The following is a 26,280-nucleotide window of genomic DNA, read 5'->3' on the forward strand; positions in this document are numbered from 1 at the left end:
TTTTATTAAAACGTAAAAATAGCCCTTTTAAAAAGGGCAGTAATCTAAGTATAGAAAAAACAAATTTATTCTTTCTTACTTCATACGTAATTATGCTAGCTATAAGAGTAGTGAATAAGATATTGATTCACTACTCACAACAACCACTTTACATTATATGGTATATTAACTCGTAAAAAGAAGATAATAACAAGTAAATCCATTAAAGAATGGGAGCTCTCAAAAAATGAAACGAAAAATATTAACTCTCTTTACGCTTATATGTTTAGCACTACCAATGCAAGCTAGTGCTTACACATTTCAGTCACTACCGATTGCATCAAAGTCTAAACAATGGTATGTCGAAATTGATAAATCTCATAACTCAAACAAGCAAGCAATCCAGCCGAAACAAGGTGTATTTGATACGTATAGTTTACTCGTAAAAAACATCGGTCATGATGTATCAAACGTATCCGTGGAAATACTTGATAACAATCCTACCTCTAAGGCTACCTTTAAACCTACTACACCTAATGAAAATATTTCTAAAAGTCATACAAGCTTTGACTACATGGTATTCCCATTAGACTTTAATAGTCATAATTTTAAAGTTGTGATCACTTGGGAAGAAAAGAATTTCTCTTATAACGGCCATCCGGTAAATGAAGGTAAAAAAATGAAACAAACATTTGTATTTAATGAAGAATAAGTCCTAATTTCTTTAGGGCTTATTCTTCTTTTTTGAAACCTGCTTGTATCGCTTCCATCACTTCTTTTGTGATTTCCAATTCTGTTGCTTCCATACTAATTTTTTTGTGCCAAATATGTATGGAAGGTTTTTCATTACAAAGATGTTTTATTAATACTAGTTGATTATATGCTAAGTTATTTTCTATTTGGGTAGAGATATAAACTGTAAAATTTTTTGCTTCAAAGACCTTTTCTTCCAAAATGTATTTACTCTCTAATTGCCTTGTTACTATATCTTTCAAGTTTTCTATAGTCATGCATATCGCCCTCTTTTCCCATATAATCAATCAAATCGACGAATACTCGGTACAGACAATGCGATTCCAATTGTTAAAATTACTAAACTAGCTAGTGTTATAATAGTTATCTCGCCACCTATGACAGTAGCTAACCAGCCTACAACTACGTACCCTAATGGTAATAAAGCAAAAGAACCCAACATATCAAGGCTTGCCACTCTTCCGAACGCTTCTTCTGGTACAAGCTCCTGTAAACTCGTTTCCCAAATGAGTCCAAATATCATCATGCCGAATCCTTCAATTGCCATTAAGAATATTAAAGCAGGTGCCCAAGAAATGAATGGCATAATTAATAAAGCAATCCCACTAATTAAAACACCTCCATAAGCCAGTAATCCTCTCTTCTGCCACCGCTCTTTCCCACCAAATATTAATGCAGCAATTACAGCTCCACCACCAGAAAAGGCCATGCCAAGTCCATACACGTAAGCTTCAAAATGATGATGAACATTAAATAACCATGGAATTAATACGACGATAATGCCGGCATAACAAATATTTATAAAAGAAAAGACTAAAATTGTAATCCATAGCCAAGGATGACTTTTTAAAACGAAAACACCTGCCATAAACTCTTGTTTGTAATCAATGTTACTCTTTTCAATAGACTTTACTTTTTTAAACTTAATTTCTTTTAAAAATAATAAACATAAAAATGATAATAAGTACGTTACTGCATCTAGTCCGAAGCCTATCCCTGCAGACGCAACCGATACGATTAACCCACCAAGTGCTGGTCCAATTAATCGTATACCTTGATTACTCATTTGAGTGAGTGCGTTAGCTGCATTACGAATTTCAGGAACAAATACTTTCGCTCTTACAGCAGCATATGCTGGTTGGAATATCCCTTCCATAAGTCCGTATAAGGCAACGAGAATATATAAAATTGTAATTGTTAATAAATCCATAAATATAAGCGATGCAAGTAATAGCATTAATATACAGCGGATTATATCCGTAAATAACATTAATTTAACCCGATCAATTCGGTCTACAACTAAACCCGCAAACGGTAAGGCAAGAATATTAGGTAGCATGTACATTGCCATCGTCATCCCCATTACAACTGTTGAACCAGTTAATGAATACACAACAACTGGGAGTATGACCATAGTTATCGAACTACCTAAGACCGAGAGTAATTGTCCAATCCATAAAAATTTAAAGTGTGGTGATACTTTAACCGGTAATAATAATTTACCAACATAACCCAAACTTTTCTCCTTTTGTATTTCTCCTTGCATGTCTCTCCCCTCTTTTCGAATGACTATAGAATTTATAATATATAACTGAAAATTTATAACATTCCATTTCTAATTATATAAGAAACAATTATGTTATGGTAAAATTATCAAAAAAATATAAAGGAGAATACATCATTATGCCTCCAAATTCACATAACATCGAACATCAGATCTATACAATGTGTATGATCCAACGTAACAATGAAATTTTACTCATAAAACGCCCCAGCCATCGAGGTTTCCCTGGCTACATCGCTCCTGGCGGCAAAGTAGATTTCCCCGAAAGTATCGTTCAAGCCGCTATAAGAGAAGTAAAAGAAGAAACTGGATTACTTGTTTCCAATTTAACTTTTAAAGGATTAGATGAATATGTCAATCCGAAAGATAATGTTCGATATATGGTATTTAACTATTGGACAGACTCATTTGAAGGTGAACTTCTTTTGAATCCTCCTGAGGGTGAATTATTATGGATACCAATCGATACAGCACTAAAGCTACCTATGCAAACTTGGTTTAAAGAAAGATTCCCATTATTTTTTGAAACAGGCACTTTTGAAATTCAACGTGTTTGGGATAATGAGCTAAATAAACAAATTTCTATGACAATTACCCATACATAAAAAAGCTTGGAAACCCCTCCAAGCCTTTCTTACTTCTGTGCAATTTTTTCAATCTTATAATGAATATGTAAAAATTCAAGTCCAAATAGCCACATGCTATGATGAGCTGTTAACATTTTATCCTTACCCTCTGTAATGATGAAAGTCTCTGCTAACGGTAAACGGATTGTTAAGAACCGAGTATGTAAATAAATCCCCTCATCTCCCTGGCCATTTTCTCTTAACTTACTAGTAATAATTAAATCATGATTATCATTACATAGCCTCAAAATACCAGTCATATTCGAATAAGGTAAAGGCAAGGCGATATTCATATATGTCTCATCCTTATCTGTATGCTTTGAATAAAGAGCTACAAAAATAGATTCACCTGCTTCATTTTTCCTTAGCCAAGCCCTTACATTCTCTCTTCCATCTTCCTCATCCATTACACCAATGATAGAGCCATGCATCGTTTCCCACTTGTCGCCCATTCCTAAATGTATTTGTCCTACATGCTTGCTCATTTTCTCATAACAAAATGCAAATAGGCGGAACCAACGAGCCCATTTAATATTTGATTGCAACTCATACTCTGTTGTATTTTCATAAAAACGAATAATACTTAAAGGTACCTTCGTCACGTCAAATGACTCACTATGAAAATCAGTTATTTGATCAACTAAACCGTTGTATTCCTTACTGCCTACTAAATTGCCGCTATATAAAAAAGCCTCACCAATTGCCACACTTCCTCTTAATTTACTCATTGGTTTCCCATAGTATTTATAATTCGGAACACTCTTTTCGATCATCCAGCCGACAAATGCCGGTAACGCTACTCCAATTCCGTTGACAACACCGTGAATCCAAACCATTTGAGCAATTGTAATCGTCATTACATGCTTCAAATTCCCGTATGAGTATATAAGTGAGAACATAATTGTAACCATGAGTGTACTAGACGAAACGATTAAAAGAATCTTTGCACTGATAGCATTAAATTTTGCTCTCCAAACGTAAAATCCATATCCATAAATCGCACATAAATATAGGAGCACTGCAAAAAATTCAAATATTCTCGAGTATGTAATTCCTATTGCAACTGTCATAGGTGAAATCATGATTATAAACATAATAGCATCATATACTTTACTTCTCTTTTCTCTTTTTCTCCCTATTAAACCAGCTGATAATGGCAATAGAAACGCCGAATAATGAAAATGCGCTGCTGTGAGTAAAACAATGTCAGAGCTAAAATGCATAATTGAAAGTTTTGCTACTGAAGCAAAAAACCAAAAACCACCTAAAAACAAATAAATAAACGCACTATCTATGGCGATCTCTTCTAACGGCTTCCATCCTCTTTCTAGCAATCTACTTACACCAAATAACGCAACAATTCCTGTATATACAAACCAAACTAGCGCAAATACATTGTAATTTGTGACGAAAGCTAGCATTGCACAAATTGCTGCGATTGGATATAAAAACCATACGAATTTATAAAATAATAAATACGATTCATCTCTTTTTCTTTTATCACTAATACAAAGTGACATTGGTATAAATAATAAAACAGATAATAATATAATTGCTTCAACAGGATTTATATTCGACCACTCATATATTAGAAAAACAACATAACAAGCAAGCCCAAATATTATATTTTTCATATCGTTTATTTCCTTTCCACAAATGTTCCCTTATATGAAAAAAGCGAGCCAATTAACGGGTTTCGTACTTGTACATAAATTCGAAAACACTGTAGTGTTGTATCATAACTTTCAACAATTTTTGCTTCACCATACAAAAATTTTGGTAACGGCATTTTTCTTCCAAACATATAAAACCATTGTTTCTTTGAAGAAATATGCATTGCCCCTAACTCATCGATATGAAAATGCAGTGTAGAAACGAGTAAATGTGGTTCGCCAAAATAATCTACAATTTCATTTTCGTTTCCATCCAATTGCATAACTGCGTTAAAATATCTTTTCTTATTATGAAAATAAAAAGTACGGTTCCACCTTACTAATTCTTGTCCATATTCATCTCGCTCAGCTATGTTTTGTATCGTAAATGGAATTTCCTCTCCTCGTTCCGAGAAAAACATTCGAAACTTCGATGCAATTTTTAATATAAATTTCACGAAAAAAGAGCCACCGTAAATTTCATCCATCTTTCCTTCACCTGTAAAACTATTCTCTTCTGTAATCGCATAACGCTTCTGCAATTCAGGATGAAGATTTTTATAGGTATCCCCTAATAATCGTTCATATATATTAGCCATACACTTATCCCTTTCTCGCCCTATTGCAATTTTTCGCTCTTGGTAAATCGAAACTATTTATATAACCGACAATTGATAACCCCATTAGAAGAACATTTAATGTAATCGGATTAAACGGCCCTGTAAAGCTTGCAATATTCGTAAATCCTGCCGCTAATGTTAAAACTAGTAATACAATAATATGCAGTATAAATAATTTTCGTTTTGTTATTGGCAACAGCCATACAACACCGAAAATTATTTCTAACACCCCAATTATTTTAAGTATATATACACTATTTTCATTTGAACCGATTAATACAGAAAGCATCTTTACTTCTTCTAAATGAGTAAAAAGTAGTTTTGGCACTATCCCTTGATATATCCATACAAAAGCAAATAAAAAACATACGAGCCAATACGTCATTGTTCTTCTAATTAGTAACCTAGGATGAAGCCCCTTTTCTAACCATAATTTTAAGGCATCAAAACTCCAAGCAGTCGCCCAACCTAATAACGGACGAAAAATATAGGAATCTATCACATTTCCTATACGACCAAATCTTGTATCATAATCATATTGTGTCTCAAAATGGATGTATTCTTTATTCGGCGTATACTTCCAATAACCACGTCCTATTTGAATAAGAGATAATGTATTATCCGTCCAAAATTTTAAAGAAGAAATTCTTTCACCAGTTTCTTTTCTTATTTCACCTATTGATTCCCCTTCTCCAGCTATTTCAAGCCCAAATCCAATCTTTGTTTTATACAAAAACTTCTGTGGTTCTCCTTCTTTTTTCTCTAAATACGAAATTTCAGTAAAGCGAGCATCCCACTCCGTATGTATATCTGGTTCTTGCGTATATTCCCATAATTTTCCCATCGTCGTGTTCATTTTTGTCGCAACATAAATAGGCTGTTTCCTTTTCATTCTCCCACCTCCTATGCACTATAAGTTTAATGTACATGCAATGAATTTATTTTGCTACATTTTTCACAAACTTCCTCAGAAAAAAGAAAGAATTTTTAAAATATATATAAAACACTTGATTCCCCGAAAAATTTAAATTATTATAAAACAAATGTTACCAACAACTTCATAAATCAAACACTCTCGCCTAAAACGTGAGATAGAGGTTGCGATACTTATGAGTATTCTAATGGAGACACAGAGATGTCTATGAACTTAGATGAAAGGAAGTATTGCCGAAATTGATAAGTTTCTCTGCATTTATCAATTGGGGCTGTTTTCGAATAGAAACAGAACTGTCATATGTACAGACGTGTACGTATGAAGAGCTATCTACAAAAAAGAGATATCATTTTTTATGATATTCCTTTTTTGGCGGTTTTTTTATTAGCTCCGTTTTCTGTTTCCCTTTTCCTGTAACAGCACCATCCTCACTTATTTGAGATGGTGTTTTTTGTTTGTCTTTCTGGTAACTACAGGAGTATTGGGATTTATATATTTCCTAATCTATTCTTAAAAATAGACGAAAGAAGGAATTTGTAATGGAAACAATTGTTCAAAAATTTGGTGGCACTTCTGTCGGAAGCGTCGAGCGCATTCAACATGTAGCAAATTTAATTATTGAAGAATATGAACGAGGTCATAGCGTTGTCACTGTCGTTTCAGCAATGGGAAAAAGCACGGATGAACTTGTCGCACTCGCTAACGTTATTACAGAAAATCCAAGTAAACGTGAAATGGATATGCTTCTATCTACAGGAGAACAAGTAACTATTTCATTATTAACAATGGCACTGCAAGCAAAAGGCTATCGTGCAATTTCATTAACAGGGTGGCAAGCTGGTCTTACGACAGAATCTGTACATAGTAGTGCACGGATTACTGACATTCATACAGATCGTATTCAATCTTATCTTGCTGAAGGCACAATTGTTATCGTAGCTGGTTTCCAAGGTATAAGTGTAGAAAATGAAATTACAACGCTTGGCCGTGGTGGCTCTGATACGACTGCTGTCGCACTAGCCGCTGCACTTAAAGCAAAAAAATGTGATATTTATACGGATGTGACAGGCGTATATACAACGGACCCACGAGTTGTAAAAGACGCTTACAAATTAGACGAAATTTCTTATGACGAAATGTTAGAGCTTGCTAATCTCGGTGCTGGCGTATTACACCCGCGCGCTGTTGAGTTTGCTAAAAATCATAACGTAGTTTTAGAAGTTCGCTCAAGTATGGAACAAGAAAACGGAACAATTGTAAAAGGAGAATGTAACATGGAACAACAATCAATCGTTAAAGGTATTGCATTTGAGGATAACATTACACGTGTCACAATTAAAGGACTAGAACAAGGCTCGCTTTCAACAGTTTTCTCTACATTAGCAGCAGCACACATTAATGTAGATATCATCATTCAAAGTATTACAAATGAAGGAACTGTACATCTCTCTTTCTCCATTCACTCGAATGATTTAAGAGAAACTTTAAAAGTTTTGGAACAAAATCAAGAAACTCTTCACTACGAATCTGTAGAACATGAAAATCACTTAGCAAAAGTATCAATCGTAGGATCTGGCATGGTATCTAACCCTGGTGTCGCTGCAAATATGTTTACTACTTTAAAAGAAGAAGATATTCATATTAAAATGGTAAGTACATCAGAAATTAAAGTGTCTGTCGTTATTGACCGCCTTCATTTAGTAACAGGTGTTGAGGCACTGCATCAATCATTTATGGCGAAAATTGAGCCTTTAGTGCAAATGAGCTAATTTGATATGCTCAGTAACACTTATAAAAAAATCATATTAATCTACTTCCTTCCTATTAGATAAAAGCTGTTCGTTAACAAGATGCTATATGACATATAAAAAAACACCTTGTCAATTTTTCCTATACTGTGACAAGGTGTTTTTGACTGAAAGGAATTTGTAACTACTTAGTAGTATAATTATGAGGATGATTAAATAATGAACTTTTATACATAAGGAGATAAGACTATGGCAAAAAACAAATTACTACGAATGGACAATGTCAGCATCGTTGTAGAATCTCTTGATAACGCAATCTCTTTCTTTGAGGAGATTGGCTTGAATCTCGAAGGTCGAGCCAATGTCGAAGGTGAATGGGCTGGTCGCGTAACTGGACTCGGTTCTCAGTGCGTAGAGATCGCTATGATGGTCACTCCAGATGGCCACAACCGAATTGAACTTTCGCGATTTCTCACCCCTCCTACTATAGCAGATAACCGAAAAGCTCCTGTAAACGCCCTCGGTTATCTACGCGTCATGTTCACCGTTCAAGATATTGACGAAATGGTATCGAGACTCACTAAGCATGGTGCAGAGCTCGTTGGCGAAGTAGTTCAGTACGAGAACTCGTATCGTCTCTGCTACATTCGTGGAGTCGAAGGAATTTTAATCGGTTTAGCGGAAGAACTCGGTAATAAATAAGCAAGTGACGTTTTATAAAAAGGCACTATCATTGAATAAAACGTAGACTCTTAAGCGATTTTATTATTATATTTTGAACCCCGTCCTAGCTTTAGAACGGGGTTATGCTTGTTTGAGCTTTTAAAATTAAATAACTTTATTATCATTTTACATATAGATTTCAAGGATCTACCCAAATAGCTTTCATATTACCGATATCCCAAAATCATTATAATACAATGAAAATATTCATTATACCCTTTCCTAGGAAATATAACTAACTCTTCTCACTTTTTATCACATATATCTTTTCGCTCTTTCTCTTGAAAAAACGATCTATATTCATTCAAAATAACTTTCTTCACATTCGAATAAAAAACCATCATGAATAGTGCAACTCCTAATACAAATACTTGTATTCCTTCATAATCAATGAATGCACTCATAATTAGCAATCCAAACCCAATATAAAAACCAAAATCATTCTCTTTCTCAAAATCCTCATCTTCTTCATCAATATGTATTTTTTCTTTAATATTCTGTTTCCCTTTTATCAACTCATCTAGCGTAACATTATACATTTCGCTCAGTAAAATTAAATTATCAATATCAGGATAACTTTTATCATTTTCCCATTTGTACACTGCTTGCCTCGTCACACCAATCTTTTTAGCAACATCCTCTTGCGAAAACCCCTTTGATTCTCGTAGTTTTTTTAGCTGCTCTCCTATGCTCATAACGTCCCCTCCTTTAACAAATTATTACATAAAAAGAGATGTAAAAGAAAGAAACCATTAGTAAAATTCACTGTAAACCATTCGTTTACACAATAAAAAGAGAGGATAACTCTTTGAGCTACCCTCTCTTACTTCTATTAAAACAGATGAATGTTTTCTTTCTTGCAAGCTGCACGTAAATCGTCAGGCCATACAGAAGATTGAACTTCACCGATATGTGCTTTACGTAAGAAGTACATGCACATTCTTGATTGTCCAATGCCACCGCCGATTGTTAATGGTAGTACGTCTTCTAGTATACCTTTATGGAAATCATACTCACGTTTGAAGTCTTCACCAGTTTTCGTTAACTGCTCATCAAGTGATTTACTATCAACACGAATTCCCATTGATGATAACTCAAATGAAGATTGTAGTACTGGGTGCCAGAATAAAATGTCACCGTTTAATTTCCAATCGTCATAATCAGCTGCGCGTCCGTCATGCTTTTCACCTGAACGAAGTGCATCACCAATTCCGATAATGAAGACTGCACCGTGTTCTTTTGCAATTGCATGTTCACGATCTTTCGGTGTTAATTCTGGATATTTATCTTCTAATTCCTGAGAAGTAACGAAAACAATTTCTTCCGGTAAATACTTTCCAAGGAACGGATATTTTTCAAATAAGTGATCTTCTAAATCTTTGAATATTCCATAAATTGTTTGTACTGTTTTTTGTAAGTATTCAACAGTACGCCATTCTTTTTGAACGATTTTTTCCCAATCCCATTGGTCAACATAAATGGAATGCGTTGCATCAAGTTCTTCATCACGACGAATCGCGTTCATGTTTGTATATAAACCTTCACCAGCTTCATATCCGTATTCATGTAATGCAAATCGTTTCCATTTCGCTAGTGAATGAACAATTTCTAATTCTTCTCCTGAATGTAACATATCAAATTCAATTGGACGTTCTACACCGTTTAGGTGATCGTTTAATCCTGATTTTTTCGTTACGAATAATGGTGCAGATACGCGGAATAGTTCAAGGCGTTTTGCTAATTGGTCCTCGAAGAATGTTTTAACTTCCTTAATTGCGATTTGAGTCTCTCTTACTGTCATTAATGATTGATACATGGTGGTTTCCTCCTAAAATGTTTGGATGTTGTGAAAAGAAGCCAACAAAAAAAGCCCTTCTTTCCCAAAAAACTGGGACGAAAGGCTTTGGTTCCGCGGTACCACCCAAATTAGCAACAGAGGTTGCTCACTTATACAATACGGAGATGAAATATCTCGATACTGTTCTTCTTGTAACGGCGAAGTTCCCGGCTAAGTCTACTTTCCTATAAAGGATTTCGGTTAGCAACTCCAGGAGGTTCTTCATAATAGGCTTCGTATCAGGCTCACACCACCCCTGACTCGCTTAAACTACGTCCTACTACTACTCGTCCTTTCATAGTCGTTTTGTTGTCACATCTCTGAAACATTTTATTAATGATTATTCTATACAAAAAATAAAGAAAGTCAACAAAAAGTTTTAAAATGTTTTTCAATTCTTTATTTTACGGCTTTATTGATTGTTGTTAATTTAACATCTTTACTTTTTCTGCCTCGTCAATCCAAAAAATGTTTCACTGACCGAAACTAACGTATACACAACAATTAATGTGATCGTTCGGAATATAGAATCTGCAGTATTTCTTATTATTTTCATTTTCTTTATAATTCCTTTCAGTTTACTTGCAAATTCATGTTATACTATAGCATTCAAGCAGTTTATTTTTACTTAAAGCAATCATAGTCATTTATAAAGAGTATTTTCTAAATCATTGACTATTATCAAATAAGATTTTTATATAACGGAGTGATCATATGAGTAAAACGAAAGCAAAACCGAAAAAAGGTGTAGGACAAGGTACAGGAAGTAAAGGATGGAACCGTTGGCAATCAAGTGCAAAGAAAAAGGCAGCTGCCAAACCATACAAAAGTAAAGGTACAAAGAAGTAATTTAAATAACATTTGATTTCTTTACTTTGTACAAAACAAAATATAATTATTACAACAAAAAAGCTATGCCCTCATAAATTTGAAGGCATAGCTTTTTTATATTAAATCATTAAAATATCTCGAATTTCTTCCTCTGTGATTGAGGACAATTTCTCTTCTCCCGGCTCAATCACTTCAGCGATTAAATTTTTCTTACTTTCTTGCAGTTCATGCATTTTCTCCTCAATTGTTCCCTGAGCTACTAGCTTTATAACTTGCACTGTATTTTTTTGTCCCATTCGATACGCCCTATCGGCCGCTTGTTGTTCAACAGCTGGATTCCACCATAAATCATATAATATTACTGTATCTGCACCAGTTAAATTAAGTCCGGTACCACCAGCTTTTAAAGAAATGAGAAATAGATCTCCTTCTCCTTCGTTAAACCGATCGCACAGCTCTACACGATCCTGCGCTGGTGTACTCCCGTCTAAATAAAAGTATGGAATTGCTTGTCGATTTAACTCACGACCAATAATGGAAAGCATCTTCGTAAATTGAGAAAAAATTAATATTCTCTTCCCTGTACTTCTACATTCCTCTAAAATCTCTAACAGTTGTTCAAATTTAGCTGAACTTCCTTTGTAATCATCAACAAATAAAGCGGGATGACAACAAATTTGTCGCAATCTCGTTAAACCAGCTAAAATTCTAATTTTATTTTTACGTAACGTGTCTTTGTCTAAATGCTTTAACGTTTCTTCCCTTAACTTCGCTAAATAAGCAGCATAGAGACTCTTTTGATCGGGTAATAACTCCGATGATTGTAAGTGCTCTATTTTCTCTGGCAACTCATTTAATACGTCCCCTTTTAATCGTCTTAATACGAATGGTTTCACTCGCTTCGCTATATCTTCACGCCTTAAATCACCGAACTCTTTTCTTCCTGGTAATAATTCCGGGAAGACGACATGGAAGATAGACCATAGCTCTTCTAATGAATTTTCTACAGGTGTACCAGTTAGTCCGAAACGGTATTCAGCTTGAATTGTTTTCACAGCTCTTGCCGTTTGCGTTGTAGGGTTTTTAAACGCCTGTGCTTCATCAAGAAATAGTGTATGAAATGGTCTTGCATATAATCTTATATCTCTTCTCAGTAATGGATATGACGTGATTACGACATCAAATTCCGTTATATCTTTCAAAATTTTCCGGCGCTCTGCTTGGTTTCCATCTGCAATAACTGCTCTAATATACGGGGCGAATTTTTTCAATTCACTAAACCAATTATAAACAAGAGATGATGGTGAAACGACTAATATTGGCAGTTTCTTTTCTCGAATCTCAGTCAAAACAGAATCTATAAAAGCAATGCTTTGCAACGTTTTTCCAAGTCCCATATCATCTGCTAAAATACCGCCAAAACGGTAATGAGCAAGTGTTTTCATCCATTCGAACCCATATACTTGATACTTTCTCATTTCTGCATTTAAAGTATTTGGCACAGCAAACTTTAATTTTTTCGGGTTTTGAATGTTTTCTACTAACTCTTGAACAGAATCATCCAAACTTAAAACATTGCCTTCATGAAGTCCGTTCATCCATTTTACACTTCGAATAAGCGGAACATTTACCTCTTCTCCATGTAAAAATTCTTTCCGAATACCTGATTCTTTTATAAACTGATTAATTTCATTAAACTCTTTACTCTCTAGCGATAAAAACGAACCATTCGCCAATCGATAATATTTACGTTTCTCTTCAAGGGCCGCTAATACACCTTTAATTTCTGCTTCTGGTATTCCTTTTATATCAAAACGAAATGACAACCAATCAATTCTTTCTTTTCTTCTCACTCTAATAAGAGGAACTGCATCCCCTTTACTAATTCGCAATTTGATTGCTGTCGTCGCATAAATATCAACTAAACCTTTTAATGTTGGCACGACGTGATATAAAAAGTTATACTCAGCTTCTTCATTATGCATAAAGTAACCGCCTTCTGTTTTTGCAAAGGCACTTTCACTCATAATGTCTAAAATCTCTTTTTCTTTTTTCTCATCACGATTAAAAACAGACGGCTGTCCATCCTCTTCTAGCGGATTAATCATGACGTTCCCATAGTGAAATTCAAGACCTGCTAATAAGCGATTTTTCACGCGGTCTAAATACAATTTCGCTTTTAGCGAAGGTGTTTCAACACGATCCGATATTACTTCATCAATGTGTACAGTTCCGAGCTTCATTAATCCTGGTACAACTTTCGCGACGAAATGTTCCATCTTACTTTCTGGAATATAAAACTGATTACTATTTGAGCGACTCATCATCTTTTGTAATTCAATAAGTCGCATACAATCTTCAATGTGTAAGTGATATAATTTCCCACCATAAAGTGCATTGTTATACATATCCATAACTTGTACACGATTTAGACCATCTATATGAAGTGTAAATCCGCCATTATTTCCCTTCGTAAATTCAAAGTGTAACGGCAACAAACCTTTTGAAACTTGTAATCCCTGAAACAGTTGTTTATTTTGTTTCAGCTGTACATATTCAACTTTAGAAAGTGAAGAGAGCATATCTTTCCATGAAGCTGGTGGTATAAATATCATACTTTCATCTTGTTTCGCATGTACTTCTAGCGCATCCTCATACATTTTTTCGTTATGATACATTTTAACGAGCTGCTGAATAATTGCATCCGTTTCTTGTTTAAAACTATGTACATCTGGTGTATATGTAAATTCATTTGAACAATGAAAAGACTCTCTTTTCTCCACCTTAGAAAGAAATTCTCTAATATGATTTATGAAATACACCTTGGCAAGTTTCAATTGAATTCCAAGAAGAGCACCACCACTTCTCGTAGCTACTGGTGTACATATAAACTCAACATCTAATATTTCACGTGTATCAAAACGGTGTTGTTTACTTTTTGGCCTCAGTGGTTTGTCTGCAAACAACTGAAACATACCACTTGTCAATTGATCATTTCTGTTACTAGTGGAGCTCATTCCACCTGTTTGTTGATTATAGTTTATTTGTATTAATACTGCTGCAACATGTTGACAGTACGTTTGAAAAGACGCTAATGAAGGACAACTACATTTCGCAACAACATCACCCTTCTTAGCTTTTTCTACTGTAACATGGAAATCCTCGTTCCCTTTTACTGTCGCCTCACAAATTTCTTTATTTTCATCGTAATGATCTATTATCACTTTATTTGATTTATAATAGGTTTCACCTCTTTTATATGAGGTCTCTCCGCACACTTCTTTAATAATCGATTTATTCAATGTGAAACTCATCGCTTTGACACTTCCTTAATATAAAACCATTTTCTCTTACTTAACATTTTACATGCTCCACAAGAAAATATAAAATGTTGATTTAACAAAAAAAGATGCTTATTTATAAGCATCTTCTTCACTCTATCTCCATCAACCTCTTCGCCTCAAAATACAACACTTGAATAAACTTCTTCGTATTAATTCGCGTATGACCAGAAGATGCGAGTTCATCTTTCGTCATTTCTGTCATCCGTTTTCTAACTACGGTGAAATCGAAAAATTTTGGAGCATAGCTTTCAAATTTTGGATTTGAAAAGTCTGTTAGTCCTAAAGAAGCCAAATGATTTAACGACTGATAAATAGCTCGACGTACTCTTTGTTCAGACGCTTTTTTCTCTTTATCAATATCCGCACCTAAAGCTAGATTCCCTAATTTCCTTATCGTAATATGATGAAAAATTTCTTTTAACGCAGGAAAGCCAAACTCAAATGTCTGTGCCTTTTCTTGACCATATAAATATTCCAGCATACTAAGTAAATCTTTACTTCCATTCTCTCCCGCAATACCGAGTTCTGATAGTAAAAAGCGTCCTAAATCTCCTATCTTTTTTCCTTCTTGCACTGGTTCAGTACGCAATTGCGGTTTTTCCCACTGAAACACGTTATTCAATGATTTTTGAATATCATGTATAGAACGCTCCAATCTAATACGCTCCATCACTTTGCGTACAACAGATACAACTTCGATTTTATTTAATGGTTTCGTAATATAATATTCTACACCAAGTGTATATGCCTCACCTATAAGCTGCTTCGATTCCACTTGAGAAATCATAATGATTTTCCCCGTGAAAGTTGACGCAATGTGACGAACTGTTTCAATTCCGTCCCTCATCGGCATCAACAAATCAATAAATAAAATATCTACTTTTTTAAAATTTAGTTGATCCGCTTCAATAAAAGCTCCGTCATCCGCCTCACCAATTACTTCTCCAAGATCTCCATCTTCAATAATTTGCGAAAGCATCGAACGGAAAACTTCATCATCGTCTACGATATAATAAAACAAATCTATTCCCCTTCCCGCTTTAAACTACCCTCTGGTAAACAAACGATAAACTTACATCCTCTTTTATTTTCTCGGCCTTCTAATCTCACTTCTCCGCCTAGCTCTGTTACCATTTCATTTATGTAAGAAAGCCCAATACCAGTTGACGGTGTTCCCGTTTGATCATACTTGGAAGTAAATCCTGGCTTAAATACTAATTTCTTATACTTTTGTGCAATACCAGGTCCATCGTCAATTACTTCAAAAAATATATGTTGATCTCTTTTATATAGCTTAATAATAACGACACCTTTATCTTCAATTGCTTCAACTGCATTTGCAACTAAGTTATTAAAAATTGATAACACTGTATACACATGGTATGCAGCATGCTCACCTTCTATATGTTTAGAAAAACGTATATCCTTTTCTAGCATTTCAGCATACTTCTCGTTTATTCTAACAATCATTTCTGCTAACTCATGTCCTTCTACATATTCAGCCACATTTTTATCTAATAACAGTTTAGATAACCCTGCAAATATCCTTTGATTATCCTTTTTTATTTCATGCACTTCCCCCGCTATTTTCAATGCTGTTTTACTACTTGAATCAGCGCTTACTTGTAAATTTCGATATAGTTGATATGCTTCTTGTGTAATTAACTCCGCATTTTGTAACGTCTTTTTCAAATGAACAGATTCCACATATAAATTAGAAAGATGCATTAACATATTTTCATTTTCTTTTCGAACTTGCGATTCTTTTAATTTCGTTTCATATAAATTCATCATATTTAAAAAACCAAGTGCAAAGAAACTACGAAAAATAGCAATAATAATAAGTTTATTCACTTCAGAAATCGTTATTGTTGTACCTAGTACTAACATGTGATAAAACGCAAGTTCTGACATACTTGCAACAATTTCAATTGAAATTCCAAGGCATCCAATAATGATTGGTTTCTGATGGAACTTATTTACCCTACAAAGCGAAAAAAAACTGCCATAAATAAAATAATAGAAGAACACAGGATAACGCAAATAAAATGATTCTGTCATATGAAATGAACCTTGCATGATCCAGTCAAGACATACTCGGAATAAGACTACAGATATACCAACAAGAATACCTGCAACTCCTGCTGGTACTCTTCTTAAAAATAATAATAAAAAGAAGAATAGCGGTGTACCGAAGCTAACTCGAAACGTATCATTAAAGGGATGAAAGTTCAGCTCCCCAGCAATCGGAACAACGACCATTAATATAATTAAAAGGGACATATCTTTCTTCCATAATTGATTCCAATTCAAAGGTGACACTTCCTATACTTTTTTTCAGTAGTAAAAGTGAAAGCCCGCTTATTGTTATAAACGGGCTTTTTTTCTATATTCTAACCTTTTCTACCGCTTTTATTTGGCGATACTCTGGCTTCCACATTGCTTCTTGCACTGCCATCTTGATATCGTTATCACTTAAGTTCACTCTTGCAACACCTTCTGCAACTGCAACTTTCGCTACTTCAATTGCAACCATTTCTGAGATATTACGTAATTCTTCGACCTCTGGTAAAATAGGTGCTCCTGGCTGACTTGTATCTACCATACTTGCAACTGCTTCAGCAGCCGCTGCGAACATTCCATCCGTCATGACGCTTGCTCGTACTACAATTGTTCCAAGACCAAGCCCTGGGAAAATAAGTGCATTATTTGATTGTCCAATCACATACGTTACACCGTTATATGTAACTGGTTCAAATGGACTTCCTGTTGCAACTAACGCTCTTCCTTCTGTCCACTCGATTAAATCTGCTGGTTTTGCTTCAGCAAGTGGCGTCGGATTCGACATTGGTAAAATGATTGGTCTTTCTACGTGAGAAGCCATTTCTTTAATAATCTCTTCTTTAAATGCACCTGCAACAGTAGATGTACCAATTAAAATTGTCGGTTTTACATGTTTCACAACTTCAGCAAGTCCGATCACATCATTTTCTTTCCACTCACTTACTTCTGCTTCTTTTCTTGCGTACGGAATTTGGAAATCAAGAAGATCTTCCATATTATCTGTAACTAACCCGTTACGATCAATACACCAGAAACGCTTATATGATTCTTCTTCAGATACGCCTACGCGGACCATCGCATCTCTAACTTGATCTGCGATACCGATTCCAGCCGTACCAGCACCAAATACAACAACGCGGTGTTCACTTAATGGTACACCAGAAGCTTTCACTGCCGATAATACTGCGGCAAGTGAAACTGCACCAGTACCTTGAATATCATCATTAAACGTACAAACGTCATGACGGTATTTATCTAAAATTTTTCGTGCGTTACGAGAGCTAAAGTCTTCCCAATGTAAAAGTGCTTTCGGGAATTGTTTATTTACTGATTGTACAAACGTATCAATAAATTCATCGTAAGCTTCACCTGTTATACGAGGGTGACGATTTCCAATATAAAATGGATTGTTTAATAGTTCCTCACGGTTTGTACCTACATCTAAAATTACCGGTAATACGCGGCTAGGATCGATTCCAACTGCGGCCGTATAAACAGCTAGCTTTCCGATTGCAATGTTAATACCACCAACGCCCCAGTCACCAATTCCTAATATGCCTTCTCCATCTGTTACAACGACTAAATCAATGTTCTCAGCTGTTGCACCAATATTGGTGAATGCTTCTTCAATACCTGATGGATCGTTAATCGATAAATAAACACCACGTGGTTTACGATATTCATGACTATATCTTTGAATTGCTACACCGACAGTTGGTGTATATACAATCGGTAACATTTCACGTAAATGATCTGTTAATATACGATAAAATAATACTTCATTTCGATCATGTAACGCAGTTAAGTATACATTCTTTAATAAATCATCCGGCTGAGAACTAAATTGTTCGTATGCTCGGCGTGCCTGTTCTTCTAACGTTAAAACCGCTGGCGGTAATAACCCTTTTAAACCTAACTCTTCTCTTTCATTTTGTGTGAAAGCTACCCCTTTATTTAAAAGTGGTGTTGATAATACTTCTGCTCCTCTTAATGTTGTTTCTAATGCACCATTAGAAGCTACTGTAAACTTGCTCATAACATCCCTACCTCTATTCATATATAGCATTTCTATATTGTAAACAAAAAAGAGGGGCTTGTCCCCCCTCTTCTTTTAATTTTTCTTTAAAAGAGTTGCTCCTGCAATCCCTGGGTGCGTCATTTCGAATGGATCTAGAATTAACTCTAAGTCTTCTTGTGACAGTACACCATTTTTCACACAAAGTTCTCGAACGGATTGCCCTGTCGCGATTGCTTCTTTCGCAACGCGAGCTGCTGCTTCATAACCGATATGAGGGTTCACGGCTGTAATAATTCCTACACTCTTCTCAACATACTCTTTTAAGCGATCTTCATTCGCTTCAATTCCTTTTAAGCAATTATCTGTAAAGGCACGGAAACCGTTATTCATAATGCTAATCGATTGCAGTAAGTTGAAAACAAGTACTGGTTCCATAACGTTTAATTCTAATTGTCCTGCTTCTGAAGCAAGGCAAATTGTATGGTCATTACCAATTACTTGGAACGCAATTTGGTTAATAACTTCTGGCATAACAGGGTTTACTTTCCCTGGCATAATAGATGAACCTGGCTGACGAGCTGGTAACATAATTTCTGCTAAACCAACACGTGGACCTGATGCCATTAAGCGAAGGTCATTCGCAATTTTAGACATATTCATCATACATACTTTAAGTGCTGCAGATACTTCTGTGTATGCATCTGTATTTTGCGTTGCATCTACTAAGTCTTCTGCACCAACTAGTGGTAGTTCACTAATTGCAGCTAAATGTTTTACAACTGCTTCAATATATTCTGGGTCTGCATTTAAGCCTGTACCAACTGCAGTTGCTCCCATGTTCACTTCATATAAGTGTTGACGTGATTGTTGAATTCGTTTCATATCACGTTCAAGTACGCGAGAGTATGCTTTAAACTCTTGTCCAAGACGAATTGGCACAGCATCTTGTAAATGTGTACGACCCATTTTAATCACATGATCGAACTGTTCTGCTTTTAATTCAAATACATCATGCATATAACCCATCGTTTGTAATAAGCCTTCTAATGCATTTAATGTTGCGATATGAATCGCCGTTGGGAATGCATCGTTTGTTGATTGCGCCATGTTTACATGACTATTTGGACTAATATAGTGATAGTCTCCCTTTTCCATTCCTAATAATTCAAGAGCACGATTGGCAATGACTTCATTTGCATTCATGTTCATTGAAGTACCTGCTCCGCCTTGAATTGGATCTACGATGAAATGATCATGCCATTTTCCATCAAGAATTTCTTGAGCAGCTTCTGCAATCACGCCACCCTTGTTCAATTCCAATCTTCCTACATCTGTATTCGCAAGTGCTGCTGCTTTTTTTACAATTGCGAACGCTCTAATTAAGCCTTCATGGATTTTGTATCCTGTAATTGGGAAATTTTCAACTGCACGCATTGTTTGTACGCCGTAGTATGCATAGTTTGGTACTTCTTTTTCACCTAAAAAATCTTTTTCAATTCGAACACCATTTTTAACTTCAGTTAATGTTGCCATGATTATTCACTCCTTAACGATTTCTTATGCTGCTTTTGTTTCTTTGACTGTTTCTACATATTGTTTTGCTTTCTCATTATCGAATTCGCCTTCCCACTTCGACATAACAATGGCCGCTAATGCATTTCCTAATACATTGACAGATGAGCGAATCATATCTAAAATGCGGTCAATTCCCGCAATTAACGCGATACCTTCTAGTGGTAGCCCCATTGAACCTAACGTTGCTAATACAACAACGAACGATGCACCTGGAACTCCCGCCATACCTTTGGATGTTAACATGAGAACGAATAATAACGTTATTTGCTCCGTTAGTGACATGTGCACACCGTACATTTGGGCAACAAACAATGCCGCTAACGCTTGATAAATAGCCGATCCAGTCAAGTTAAATGTATAACCTGTCGGAATTACGAAAGAGGCAACTGCCTTTGGACAACCGAACTCTTCCATTTTTCTCATTATATTAGGTAAAACAGCTTCTGAACTTGCTGTCGTAAACGAAAGAATCAGTTCTTCTTTTAAAATTTTTATTAATGTAAAAATGTTTACTCCAACCATTCGTGCATTAATACCTAATACAATCACAACGAATAGTATAACAGTTACGTATACAGCTAGCACTAGTTTTCCTAGCGGAAGTAATGTTGCTACACCAAATTTTGCAACTGTAACGGCAATTAATGCGAATACACCAAATGGTGCAAATTTCATAACTTGATTTGTAACCCAAAACATTGCTTCGAGTACGCCTTCAAAGAAGTTAAAAACAGGCTTTCCTTTTTCCCCAATTGCCGCAACTCCTAAGCCGAATAATACTGAGAAGAATATAATCGGTAATAGGTCACCTTGTGCAATCGATTCAAATACGTTTTTTGGTACAATGTGAACAATTGTCTCAGCAAAACCTTTCTTCTCCGTTGCATCTGCTGTTTGTTTATAAGAAGAAATATCACTTTGCTGTAAATTACTCATATCAACACCAGTACCTGGTTGGAATATATTCGCTGCAAGTAATCCCATTAAAATAGCAATCGTCGTAATAATTTCGAAATAAAGAATTGTCTTACCGCCCAGTTTCCCAAGCTTTTTCATATCTCCTACACCAGCTACCGCAACAATTAATGCTGAAATAACAATTGGTACTACAATCATCTTAATTAAGTGAATAAATATATCCCCAATTGGTGTGATATAAGAAATCGCCGTTTTATTGCCATAAAAGACTGCCCCTACTACAATCCCTAAAACAAGCGCGACAAAAATTTGTGTTGCCAATCCGAATTTTTTCATTTATGTTCATCCCCTTCATGCGAACGCTTTCAATTTGAATTTATAAAAGCTACTCACACATCTTATAAGCGAACCTACAAAATCATACAAAAACCTACAAGTTCGTCACAAAAAATTCAAATATTTTTCTTCTTTTTTTCATTGACACCATTTTGTTAAAAAACGATAAAATAAACTTGATAAGCAATCAGATTATTTCGTATAATCAAAAAGATATATACTTACAACAAATCAAAAGGAAAAGGAGTGGATGTTATGAAAAACTATACAAAGCAATTCGTCCTATCTTCTTCTTTTCTTTTTCATTTTCTTAAAAAGGAACAAAGGCATTCGCCTTTGTTCCTTTTTTATTGCGATCTATATAGGGGGAATTGTTATGAGACCATATAAACGTGTCTTAATTAAATTAAGCGGCGGTGCACTTGCCGATCAAACTGGAAATAGCTTTAACTCCAAACGATTAGAACATATCGCAAACGAAATTTTATCCATTGTTGATTTAGGTATCGAAGTATCCATCGTCATCGGTGGCGGTAACATTTTTAGGGGGCATCTAGCTGAAGAATGGGGAATCGATCGCGTAGAAGCTGATAATATCGGTACACTAGGTACAATCATTAACAGCTTAATGCTTCGCGGTGTTTTAACAAGTAAAACAAATAGAGAAGTACGCGTTATGACTTCCATTCCATTTAATGCAGTAGCTGAACCATACATTCGCTTGCGTGCAGTCCACCATTTAGATAACGGTTATATCGTTATCTTTGGAGGCGGAAACGGCCAACCGTTCGTGACAACAGATTATCCAAGTGTACAAAGAGCCATCGAGATGAATAGTGATGCCATATTAGTCGCAAAACAAGGGGTCGATGGCGTCTTTACAAGTGATCCAAAGCATAATAAATCAGCAAAAATGTACAGCAAACTAAACTATAATGATGTCGTTAGACAAAATATACAAGTCATGGATCAAGCGGCATTACTGCTTGCCCGGGACTACAATTTACCAGCACACGTCTTTAACTTTGATGAGCCTGGTGTCATGAAGAAAATATGTTTAGGCGAACATGTGGGGACGTTGATCAATGATGATGTTACGATGCTGGTGCATGAAAAATAATAATTCCCCACCAAAAAGGGTGCCTTTTGTAGGCACCCTTTCCTAATTCATCATCACAAATAGAAGTCAACCAATCCCGCCACTTTCTCCTTACAACGCTCCCAAAAAGATAACTTTTCAAAAAACTCTTTCGTCATTTCTTTCGAATCATGAAAATCCTCTGTTAACGCCTTATTAACTTGTCCTACAATAGGACCACCATAAATATAAAAATTCATTTCATCATTTATATTGAAGCTACGCGAAGTAAAGTTTGTTGTACCAATAACGGTTAATTCATTATCAATAAGCATTAATTTACCATGGAACATTCCTTTTTTATAACCATATACAGTAATCCCATTATTAACAGCTTGACGTATGTATGGATACGCCGCTTCTTTTATAAGAGGTAGATCCGGTTTATATGACCAAAGTATTTTTACTGTAACACCACGCTTTTGCGCCGCGATTAAAGCATTCATAGATTCTTTATTTTTCGCTATAAAATACGGTGTTGCAATTACAATGGAGTGCTGAGCTTGTTTTATGAGCTCTATATATTTTTCAGCAACGTAATGCCCATTGTAACTAGTCATAGTATGTAATGTAGTCCCTTTACTAGCTTTATTCGTACTTCTCTTTATCTCTTCTTTCGTATCTCGTTTCCAATCTAAAGCGAATTGCTGTTCTAAATCTTTTGCTCCTTCTCCTTTAAGCCGCACATGATAATCACGCCAATATCCAAATCGCTTATCTTTCCCTAAGTACTCATCTCCTATATTAAATCCGCCTGTATAGCCAATTTCTCCATCAATCGTCGTAATACGGCGATGATTACGATGGTGAAGTGAATAAAATCCGAATGGTAATGTAGGTTTTCTACTATATGTAAAATGTACACCACTTTCCCGCAATTCATTTATCACCTTTCTTTCAAATGATAAATCATTAATGCGATCAACTGATAAATAGACGTTTAATCCTTCTTTTGCCTTCTCTTTTAATAAGTTTAAAAAAGTATGGCTACTTTTATCATCCGACAAAATGAAGAAATAAGTGTAGATGGAGCTTTTCGCTTCTCTTATATCAGTAAATAATTGTTTATAAAAAGGCTTCCCTTCTACATATAATTGAAAGTCACTATAATGAGGCGCATACTCTGTCGGCATGTTTTTCCCAGCTTCCATTTTCCTACCTAAGGTAACATCGATATGCATCCATATTAAAATAAAAACGAAAATAGCAATAACAATAGAAGTAACTCGCAATATTTTTTTAATCATTTTGATTTCCTTCCGATCATTTTCTTTCCACCTTTCTATTTTGTCATTCAAGTTTAGATTTCATGCTTCATACAAAAAGGATGTGACTTAACGTCACATCCTTTTCACATTAAACAAAATTCCTCGCATCATTATTTCTTCCAAACTTATAAATCGCAATTAAGAAGAATGCAATCGCGAAAGCGAATAAAATTAAAATATTTAAATACAACTCAGAGAATGGAATTCCTTGCTGTAGTTTCGATACTGTGTCTAACAACCAGCGCTGCGGAAGAAAATTAGCTACTTTTTGTACTGCACTTGGCATAATGTCATATGGGAAATAACATCCAGCAAGTAAGCATGTTGGTACAATGACCATGTTTTGCATCGCATTTGCCGATGCTGAGTTTTTCGAAAAAGCTACAAGGACTAATGATATTCCAATTGCGATTAATGCAAATAGCATTAGTACGCCCATCATCACTATAAAAGGCATATTGATATTCGTATGAAAAACATTCGTTAGGAATAGGATTGTAATCAAAATTTGTACTGTTAGTATTATCATATTTACTCCGACATTAGATAATATAAACTTCTTCCCATCTATCGGCGTTGATAATAGTCTAAAGTACGTTCTATTCTCTTTTTCTTTTAAAATATGACCTGATAGGTTCGCTGCTGAAAACAGCATAAACATAATAAGGTAACCCATCGTTTGATTTGTCATATCTTTATTTTTCGAAGTATCTTCTAGCGTCTCCGTTTTCATTTTAAATGAACTTTTTTGATACCCTGCGTACATATTGTCGAATGTACTTTGATCTGTTCCTGCTACTTTACTAATAACTGCTATATTATCAATATAATTATATAAATATGATTTTATAAATCCTGTTACTTGATCACCTTTAATCGATGAAATTTCAATATGCTCTGGTTTCCCTTCTCGAACACTTTTTGAAAAACCAGAATCTAATGTAATAACTCCATCAAGTTTTTTGGAAGTGAGTTTATCTTCTACTTCAGACTCCTTAACCTTACTCACATTCACATGATTTAATCCTTCTAAAAACTTTATCGTATCATTTGCTATTGGCTCATTTTCTTTATTTACAATCCCGATATTTAACGTTCCTTGCCCTGCATTTCCGTATATCGAGAAGGAAATGAGCGTCCCTATTATCGGCAAGCTAATTATAATGAGTAAACTTTTTTTATTTTTCAAAAGCACAGATAACGTTTTTTGTATGAGCCATAAAATATCCTTCATACTATAGCCCCTCCCGTCTACGTAATGCAATAATTGCAATTAATAAAAAGAGTGCTGAAATTCCAAGGTTTAAAGAAATGACTGGTAATGCTGCCCCTACATCATTTGCATAAATAATTTTCATAACAGCTGTATTTGCCCAAGTTAATGGTGATAAATTCGTAATGAAATTTTCTTCTATTACGAAATATGCACCTCCAAAAATAGAAGCTAATTGCACAACAACCATAATAATTGCCCTAGACGCTTCAGCTGTTTTCGTAATATATCCGATTCCTAAACCGAAGCTAATTGCTAGAAAGACTTGTGTTAATAAAATAAGAAATATGATTCCAAGATGTTCGCCCCAATTCGCTTGAAAAACAAATTTACTAAATAACATGACGAGTAATATGCACAGGGCATTTGCTACTAGGCTACCAAGTACTTTTCCAATGAATATTTCAGCTTTACTTATAGGTGCAGCAATGAGACGATCTCCTGTTTTACGTATTCGTTCTCCTCGAATTAAAGAACTCGCTCCCATCGCAGCATATAGTGCAATCATCGTTGTCATTACAACCGCATAGTAATCCATAGAACCTGGTTTTTTCGCAGCTTGTAAAGATGTTTCTTTTATATAATCATTATGATTTCCGTTTGAAATAACCGTACTAACCTTAGTAGGATCTACTTTTGCAACTTCGACCGCTACATTGTACTTATCAACAAATGTTGTAAGCATTCCTTCCACAATACTTCCCTCAATACTACTTTTGTCACTTCCATAAAATTTTGCACCATCTTTATTTAACTCTACATAAGCGGCATATTTATTTTGCTTCACTTCTTCTTTCCCATCTATACTGCCGGAAGCTTTTTTAAAATGAATACCTGATTTATACACTTCTTTCGTAAATGCTTCAAATGATTGAGAAAACGTGCTACTCGCTTCATCTTTATATAGCACTTGTATATCTTTAATCGAATGACTATCACTATTAAATGCGTTGGTTAACGCTGTTCCTAACACAAGCATAAGCACAATCGGAAATGCTAACATAAAAACTAAAGTCCTTACGTCTCTGAAATCTCTTTTAATATGCATAATTGCAATATTGAAGATGTTCAATTGATGAA

At 35.1% G+C, this 26,280-nt stretch carries 22 protein-coding genes, 1 riboswitch and 1 other annotated feature; of the genes, 6 read left to right on the forward strand and 16 right to left on the reverse strand.

All coding sequences use genetic code 11. The features are described 5' to 3' along the window. The first annotated feature begins 226 nt into the window (after positions 1 to 226). Entirely contained in the window at positions 227 to 691 is a 465-nt protein-coding gene (locus MRP26_RS02895) for a hypothetical protein (RefSeq protein ID WP_000823337.1), read from the forward strand. Between the two features lie 19 nt (positions 692 to 710). Here the strand turns inward: MRP26_RS02895 and MRP26_RS02900 are convergent, their stop codons facing one another. Together MRP26_RS02900 and MRP26_RS02905 are read right to left on the reverse strand one after the other, a co-directional pair. Then, the gene (locus MRP26_RS02900) at positions 711 to 989 is read right to left on the reverse strand and encodes a hypothetical protein (protein ID WP_069355389.1); all 279 of its coding nucleotides are present in this window, start codon (positions 987 to 989) and stop codon (positions 711 to 713) included. A gap of 26 nt (positions 990 to 1,015) precedes the next feature. Continuing rightward, complete coding sequence (locus tag MRP26_RS02905) at positions 1,016 to 2,278, reverse strand: MFS transporter (RefSeq protein WP_069355388.1); 1,263 nt, start codon at positions 2,276 to 2,278, stop codon at positions 1,016 to 1,018. Positions 2,279 to 2,415: 137 nt separating this feature from the next. Here MRP26_RS02905 and MRP26_RS02910 point away from each other — a divergent pair, with 137 nt between their 5' ends. After that, positions 2,416 to 2,901: an 8-oxo-dGTP diphosphatase gene (locus MRP26_RS02910; protein ID WP_197241824.1), complete on the forward strand. Its 486-nt coding sequence runs from the start codon at positions 2,416 to 2,418 to the stop codon at positions 2,899 to 2,901. 29 nt (positions 2,902 to 2,930) lie between these two features. Here MRP26_RS02910 and MRP26_RS02915 read toward each other — a convergent pair whose 3' ends face one another. From MRP26_RS02915 to MRP26_RS02925, 3 genes are read right to left on the reverse strand one after another with little or no spacing between them, the layout of a single operon-like run. After that, positions 2,931 to 4,556, reverse strand: coding sequence for a YndJ family protein (locus MRP26_RS02915; RefSeq protein ID WP_197241825.1), 1,626 nt, complete (start codon positions 4,554 to 4,556; stop codon positions 2,931 to 2,933). A 5-nt stretch (positions 4,557 to 4,561) separates the two neighbouring features. Continuing rightward, positions 4,562 to 5,173: a DUF4166 domain-containing protein gene (locus tag MRP26_RS02920; protein WP_197241827.1), complete on the reverse strand. Its 612-nt coding sequence runs from the start codon at positions 5,171 to 5,173 to the stop codon at positions 4,562 to 4,564. Positions 5,174 to 5,177: 4 nt separating this feature from the next. Further along, a complete protein-coding gene (locus tag MRP26_RS02925) occupies positions 5,178 to 6,086 on the reverse strand; it encodes a DoxX-like family protein (RefSeq protein WP_089170781.1) in 909 nt (302 codons plus the stop codon). Between the two features lie 192 nt (positions 6,087 to 6,278). Then, a riboswitch (Lysine riboswitch) is annotated at positions 6,279 to 6,465 on the forward strand. Positions 6,466 to 6,667: 202 nt separating this feature from the next. Between MRP26_RS02925 and MRP26_RS02930 the strand changes: the two genes are divergently transcribed. Further along, positions 6,668 to 7,897, forward strand: coding sequence for an aspartate kinase (locus tag MRP26_RS02930; RefSeq protein WP_242805956.1), 1,230 nt, complete (start codon positions 6,668 to 6,670; stop codon positions 7,895 to 7,897). A gap of 228 nt (positions 7,898 to 8,125) precedes the next feature. Next, positions 8,126 to 8,578 (forward strand): VOC family protein, encoded by a 453-nt coding sequence (locus MRP26_RS02935; protein WP_075719494.1) that lies wholly within the window; start codon positions 8,126 to 8,128, stop codon positions 8,576 to 8,578. Between the two features lie 266 nt (positions 8,579 to 8,844). Here MRP26_RS02935 and MRP26_RS02940 read toward each other — a convergent pair whose 3' ends face one another. Both MRP26_RS02940 and asnA read right to left on the reverse strand, forming a co-directional pair. Beyond that, complete coding sequence (locus tag MRP26_RS02940) at positions 8,845 to 9,294, reverse strand: helix-turn-helix domain-containing protein (RefSeq protein WP_023521645.1); 450 nt, start codon at positions 9,292 to 9,294, stop codon at positions 8,845 to 8,847. 137 nt (positions 9,295 to 9,431) lie between these two features. Beyond that, positions 9,432 to 10,415: an aspartate--ammonia ligase gene (gene asnA, locus MRP26_RS02945; RefSeq protein WP_000284916.1), complete on the reverse strand. Its 984-nt coding sequence runs from the start codon at positions 10,413 to 10,415 to the stop codon at positions 9,432 to 9,434. 70 nt (positions 10,416 to 10,485) lie between these two features. Continuing rightward, positions 10,486 to 10,744: a binding site (T-box leader), on the reverse strand. Positions 10,745 to 11,150: 406 nt separating this feature from the next. Between asnA and MRP26_RS02950 the strand changes: the two genes are divergently transcribed. Further along, a complete protein-coding gene (locus tag MRP26_RS02950) occupies positions 11,151 to 11,285 on the forward strand; it encodes a DUF3934 domain-containing protein (RefSeq protein WP_000047588.1) in 135 nt (44 codons plus the stop codon). 101 nt (positions 11,286 to 11,386) lie between these two features. Here MRP26_RS02950 and MRP26_RS02955 read toward each other — a convergent pair whose 3' ends face one another. The 6 genes from MRP26_RS02955 to MRP26_RS02980 form a co-directional block, all read right to left on the reverse strand. Then, the gene (locus tag MRP26_RS02955; RefSeq protein ID WP_242805957.1) at positions 11,387 to 14,581 is read right to left on the reverse strand and encodes a DEAD/DEAH box helicase; all 3,195 of its coding nucleotides are present in this window, start codon (positions 14,579 to 14,581) and stop codon (positions 11,387 to 11,389) included. A 118-nt stretch (positions 14,582 to 14,699) separates the two neighbouring features. Further along, a complete protein-coding gene (locus MRP26_RS02960) occupies positions 14,700 to 15,632 on the reverse strand; it encodes a response regulator (protein WP_069355382.1) in 933 nt (310 codons plus the stop codon). A gap of 2 nt (positions 15,633 to 15,634) precedes the next feature. Beyond that, entirely contained in the window at positions 15,635 to 16,933 is a 1,299-nt protein-coding gene (locus tag MRP26_RS02965) for a sensor histidine kinase (protein ID WP_075719490.1), read from the reverse strand. 64 nt (positions 16,934 to 16,997) lie between these two features. Then, positions 16,998 to 18,710: an oxaloacetate-decarboxylating malate dehydrogenase gene (gene malS / locus MRP26_RS02970; RefSeq protein ID WP_069356623.1), complete on the reverse strand. Its 1,713-nt coding sequence runs from the start codon at positions 18,708 to 18,710 to the stop codon at positions 16,998 to 17,000. A gap of 75 nt (positions 18,711 to 18,785) precedes the next feature. Then, positions 18,786 to 20,225: an aspartate ammonia-lyase gene (aspA, locus tag MRP26_RS02975; RefSeq protein WP_000224200.1), complete on the reverse strand. Its 1,440-nt coding sequence runs from the start codon at positions 20,223 to 20,225 to the stop codon at positions 18,786 to 18,788. 24 nt (positions 20,226 to 20,249) lie between these two features. Next, positions 20,250 to 21,521, reverse strand: coding sequence for a cation:dicarboxylate symporter family transporter (locus MRP26_RS02980; protein WP_000713291.1), 1,272 nt, complete (start codon positions 21,519 to 21,521; stop codon positions 20,250 to 20,252). A gap of 376 nt (positions 21,522 to 21,897) precedes the next feature. Here MRP26_RS02980 and pyrH point away from each other — a divergent pair, with 376 nt between their 5' ends. Further along, positions 21,898 to 22,641, forward strand: coding sequence for a UMP kinase (pyrH, locus tag MRP26_RS02985; protein WP_001248059.1), 744 nt, complete (start codon positions 21,898 to 21,900; stop codon positions 22,639 to 22,641). A 53-nt stretch (positions 22,642 to 22,694) separates the two neighbouring features. Here the strand turns inward: pyrH and cls are convergent, their stop codons facing one another. The 3 genes from cls to MRP26_RS03000 all read right to left on the reverse strand — a co-directional run bounded on the left by cls (position 22,695) and on the right by MRP26_RS03000 (position 26,272). Next, positions 22,695 to 23,906 (reverse strand): cardiolipin synthase, encoded by a 1,212-nt coding sequence (cls, locus tag MRP26_RS02990; protein ID WP_000591938.1) that lies wholly within the window; start codon positions 23,904 to 23,906, stop codon positions 22,695 to 22,697. Between the two features lie 109 nt (positions 23,907 to 24,015). Continuing rightward, the gene (locus MRP26_RS02995) at positions 24,016 to 25,161 is read right to left on the reverse strand and encodes an ABC transporter permease (protein ID WP_088114242.1); all 1,146 of its coding nucleotides are present in this window, start codon (positions 25,159 to 25,161) and stop codon (positions 24,016 to 24,018) included. Position 25,162: 1 nt separating this feature from the next. Continuing rightward, complete coding sequence (locus MRP26_RS03000; protein ID WP_088114241.1) at positions 25,163 to 26,272, reverse strand: ABC transporter permease; 1,110 nt, start codon at positions 26,270 to 26,272, stop codon at positions 25,163 to 25,165. Positions 26,273 to 26,280 lie beyond the last annotated feature (8 nt).

Origin of the sequence: Bacillus sp. CCB-MMP212 (assembly GCF_022748145.1) — a bacterium.
GTDB lineage: Bacteria > Bacillota > Bacilli > Bacillales > Bacillaceae_G > Bacillus_A > Bacillus_A cereus.

Coding starts and splice junctions, on each gene's coding strand:
- MRP26_RS02920 (WP_197241827.1), bottom strand. CDS start 5,173: ATGGCTAATATATATGAACGATTATTAGGGGATACCTATAAAAATCTT.
- MRP26_RS02915 (WP_197241825.1), bottom strand. CDS start 4,556: ATGAAAAATATAATATTTGGGCTTGCTTGTTATGTTGTTTTTCTAATA.
- MRP26_RS02910 (WP_197241824.1), top strand. CDS start 2,416: ATGCCTCCAAATTCACATAACATCGAACATCAGATCTATACAATGTGT.
- MRP26_RS02950 (WP_000047588.1), top strand. CDS start 11,151: ATGAGTAAAACGAAAGCAAAACCGAAAAAAGGTGTAGGACAAGGTACA.
- MRP26_RS02925 (WP_089170781.1), bottom strand. CDS start 6,086: ATGAAAAGGAAACAGCCTATTTATGTTGCGACAAAAATGAACACGACG.
- MRP26_RS02940 (WP_023521645.1), bottom strand. CDS start 9,294: ATGAGCATAGGAGAGCAGCTAAAAAAACTACGAGAATCAAAGGGGTTT.
- MRP26_RS02980 (WP_000713291.1), bottom strand. CDS start 21,521: ATGAAAAAATTCGGATTGGCAACACAAATTTTTGTCGCGCTTGTTTTA.
- MRP26_RS02905 (WP_069355388.1), bottom strand. CDS start 2,278: ATGCAAGGAGAAATACAAAAGGAGAAAAGTTTGGGTTATGTTGGTAAA.
- MRP26_RS02900 (WP_069355389.1), bottom strand. CDS start 989: ATGACTATAGAAAACTTGAAAGATATAGTAACAAGGCAATTAGAGAGT.
- cls (WP_000591938.1), bottom strand. CDS start 23,906: ATGATTAAAAAAATATTGCGAGTTACTTCTATTGTTATTGCTATTTTC.
- aspA (WP_000224200.1), bottom strand. CDS start 20,225: ATGGCAACATTAACTGAAGTTAAAAATGGTGTTCGAATTGAAAAAGAT.
- malS (WP_069356623.1), bottom strand. CDS start 18,710: ATGAGCAAGTTTACAGTAGCTTCTAATGGTGCATTAGAAACAACATTA.
- MRP26_RS02895 (WP_000823337.1), top strand. CDS start 227: ATGAAACGAAAAATATTAACTCTCTTTACGCTTATATGTTTAGCACTA.
- MRP26_RS02995 (WP_088114242.1), bottom strand. CDS start 25,161: ATGAAGGATATTTTATGGCTCATACAAAAAACGTTATCTGTGCTTTTG.
- MRP26_RS02935 (WP_075719494.1), top strand. CDS start 8,126: ATGGCAAAAAACAAATTACTACGAATGGACAATGTCAGCATCGTTGTA.
- pyrH (WP_001248059.1), top strand. CDS start 21,898: ATGAGACCATATAAACGTGTCTTAATTAAATTAAGCGGCGGTGCACTT.
- MRP26_RS02955 (WP_242805957.1), bottom strand. CDS start 14,581: ATGAGTTTCACATTGAATAAATCGATTATTAAAGAAGTGTGCGGAGAG.
- MRP26_RS02930 (WP_242805956.1), top strand. CDS start 6,668: ATGGAAACAATTGTTCAAAAATTTGGTGGCACTTCTGTCGGAAGCGTC.
- asnA (WP_000284916.1), bottom strand. CDS start 10,415: ATGTATCAATCATTAATGACAGTAAGAGAGACTCAAATCGCAATTAAG.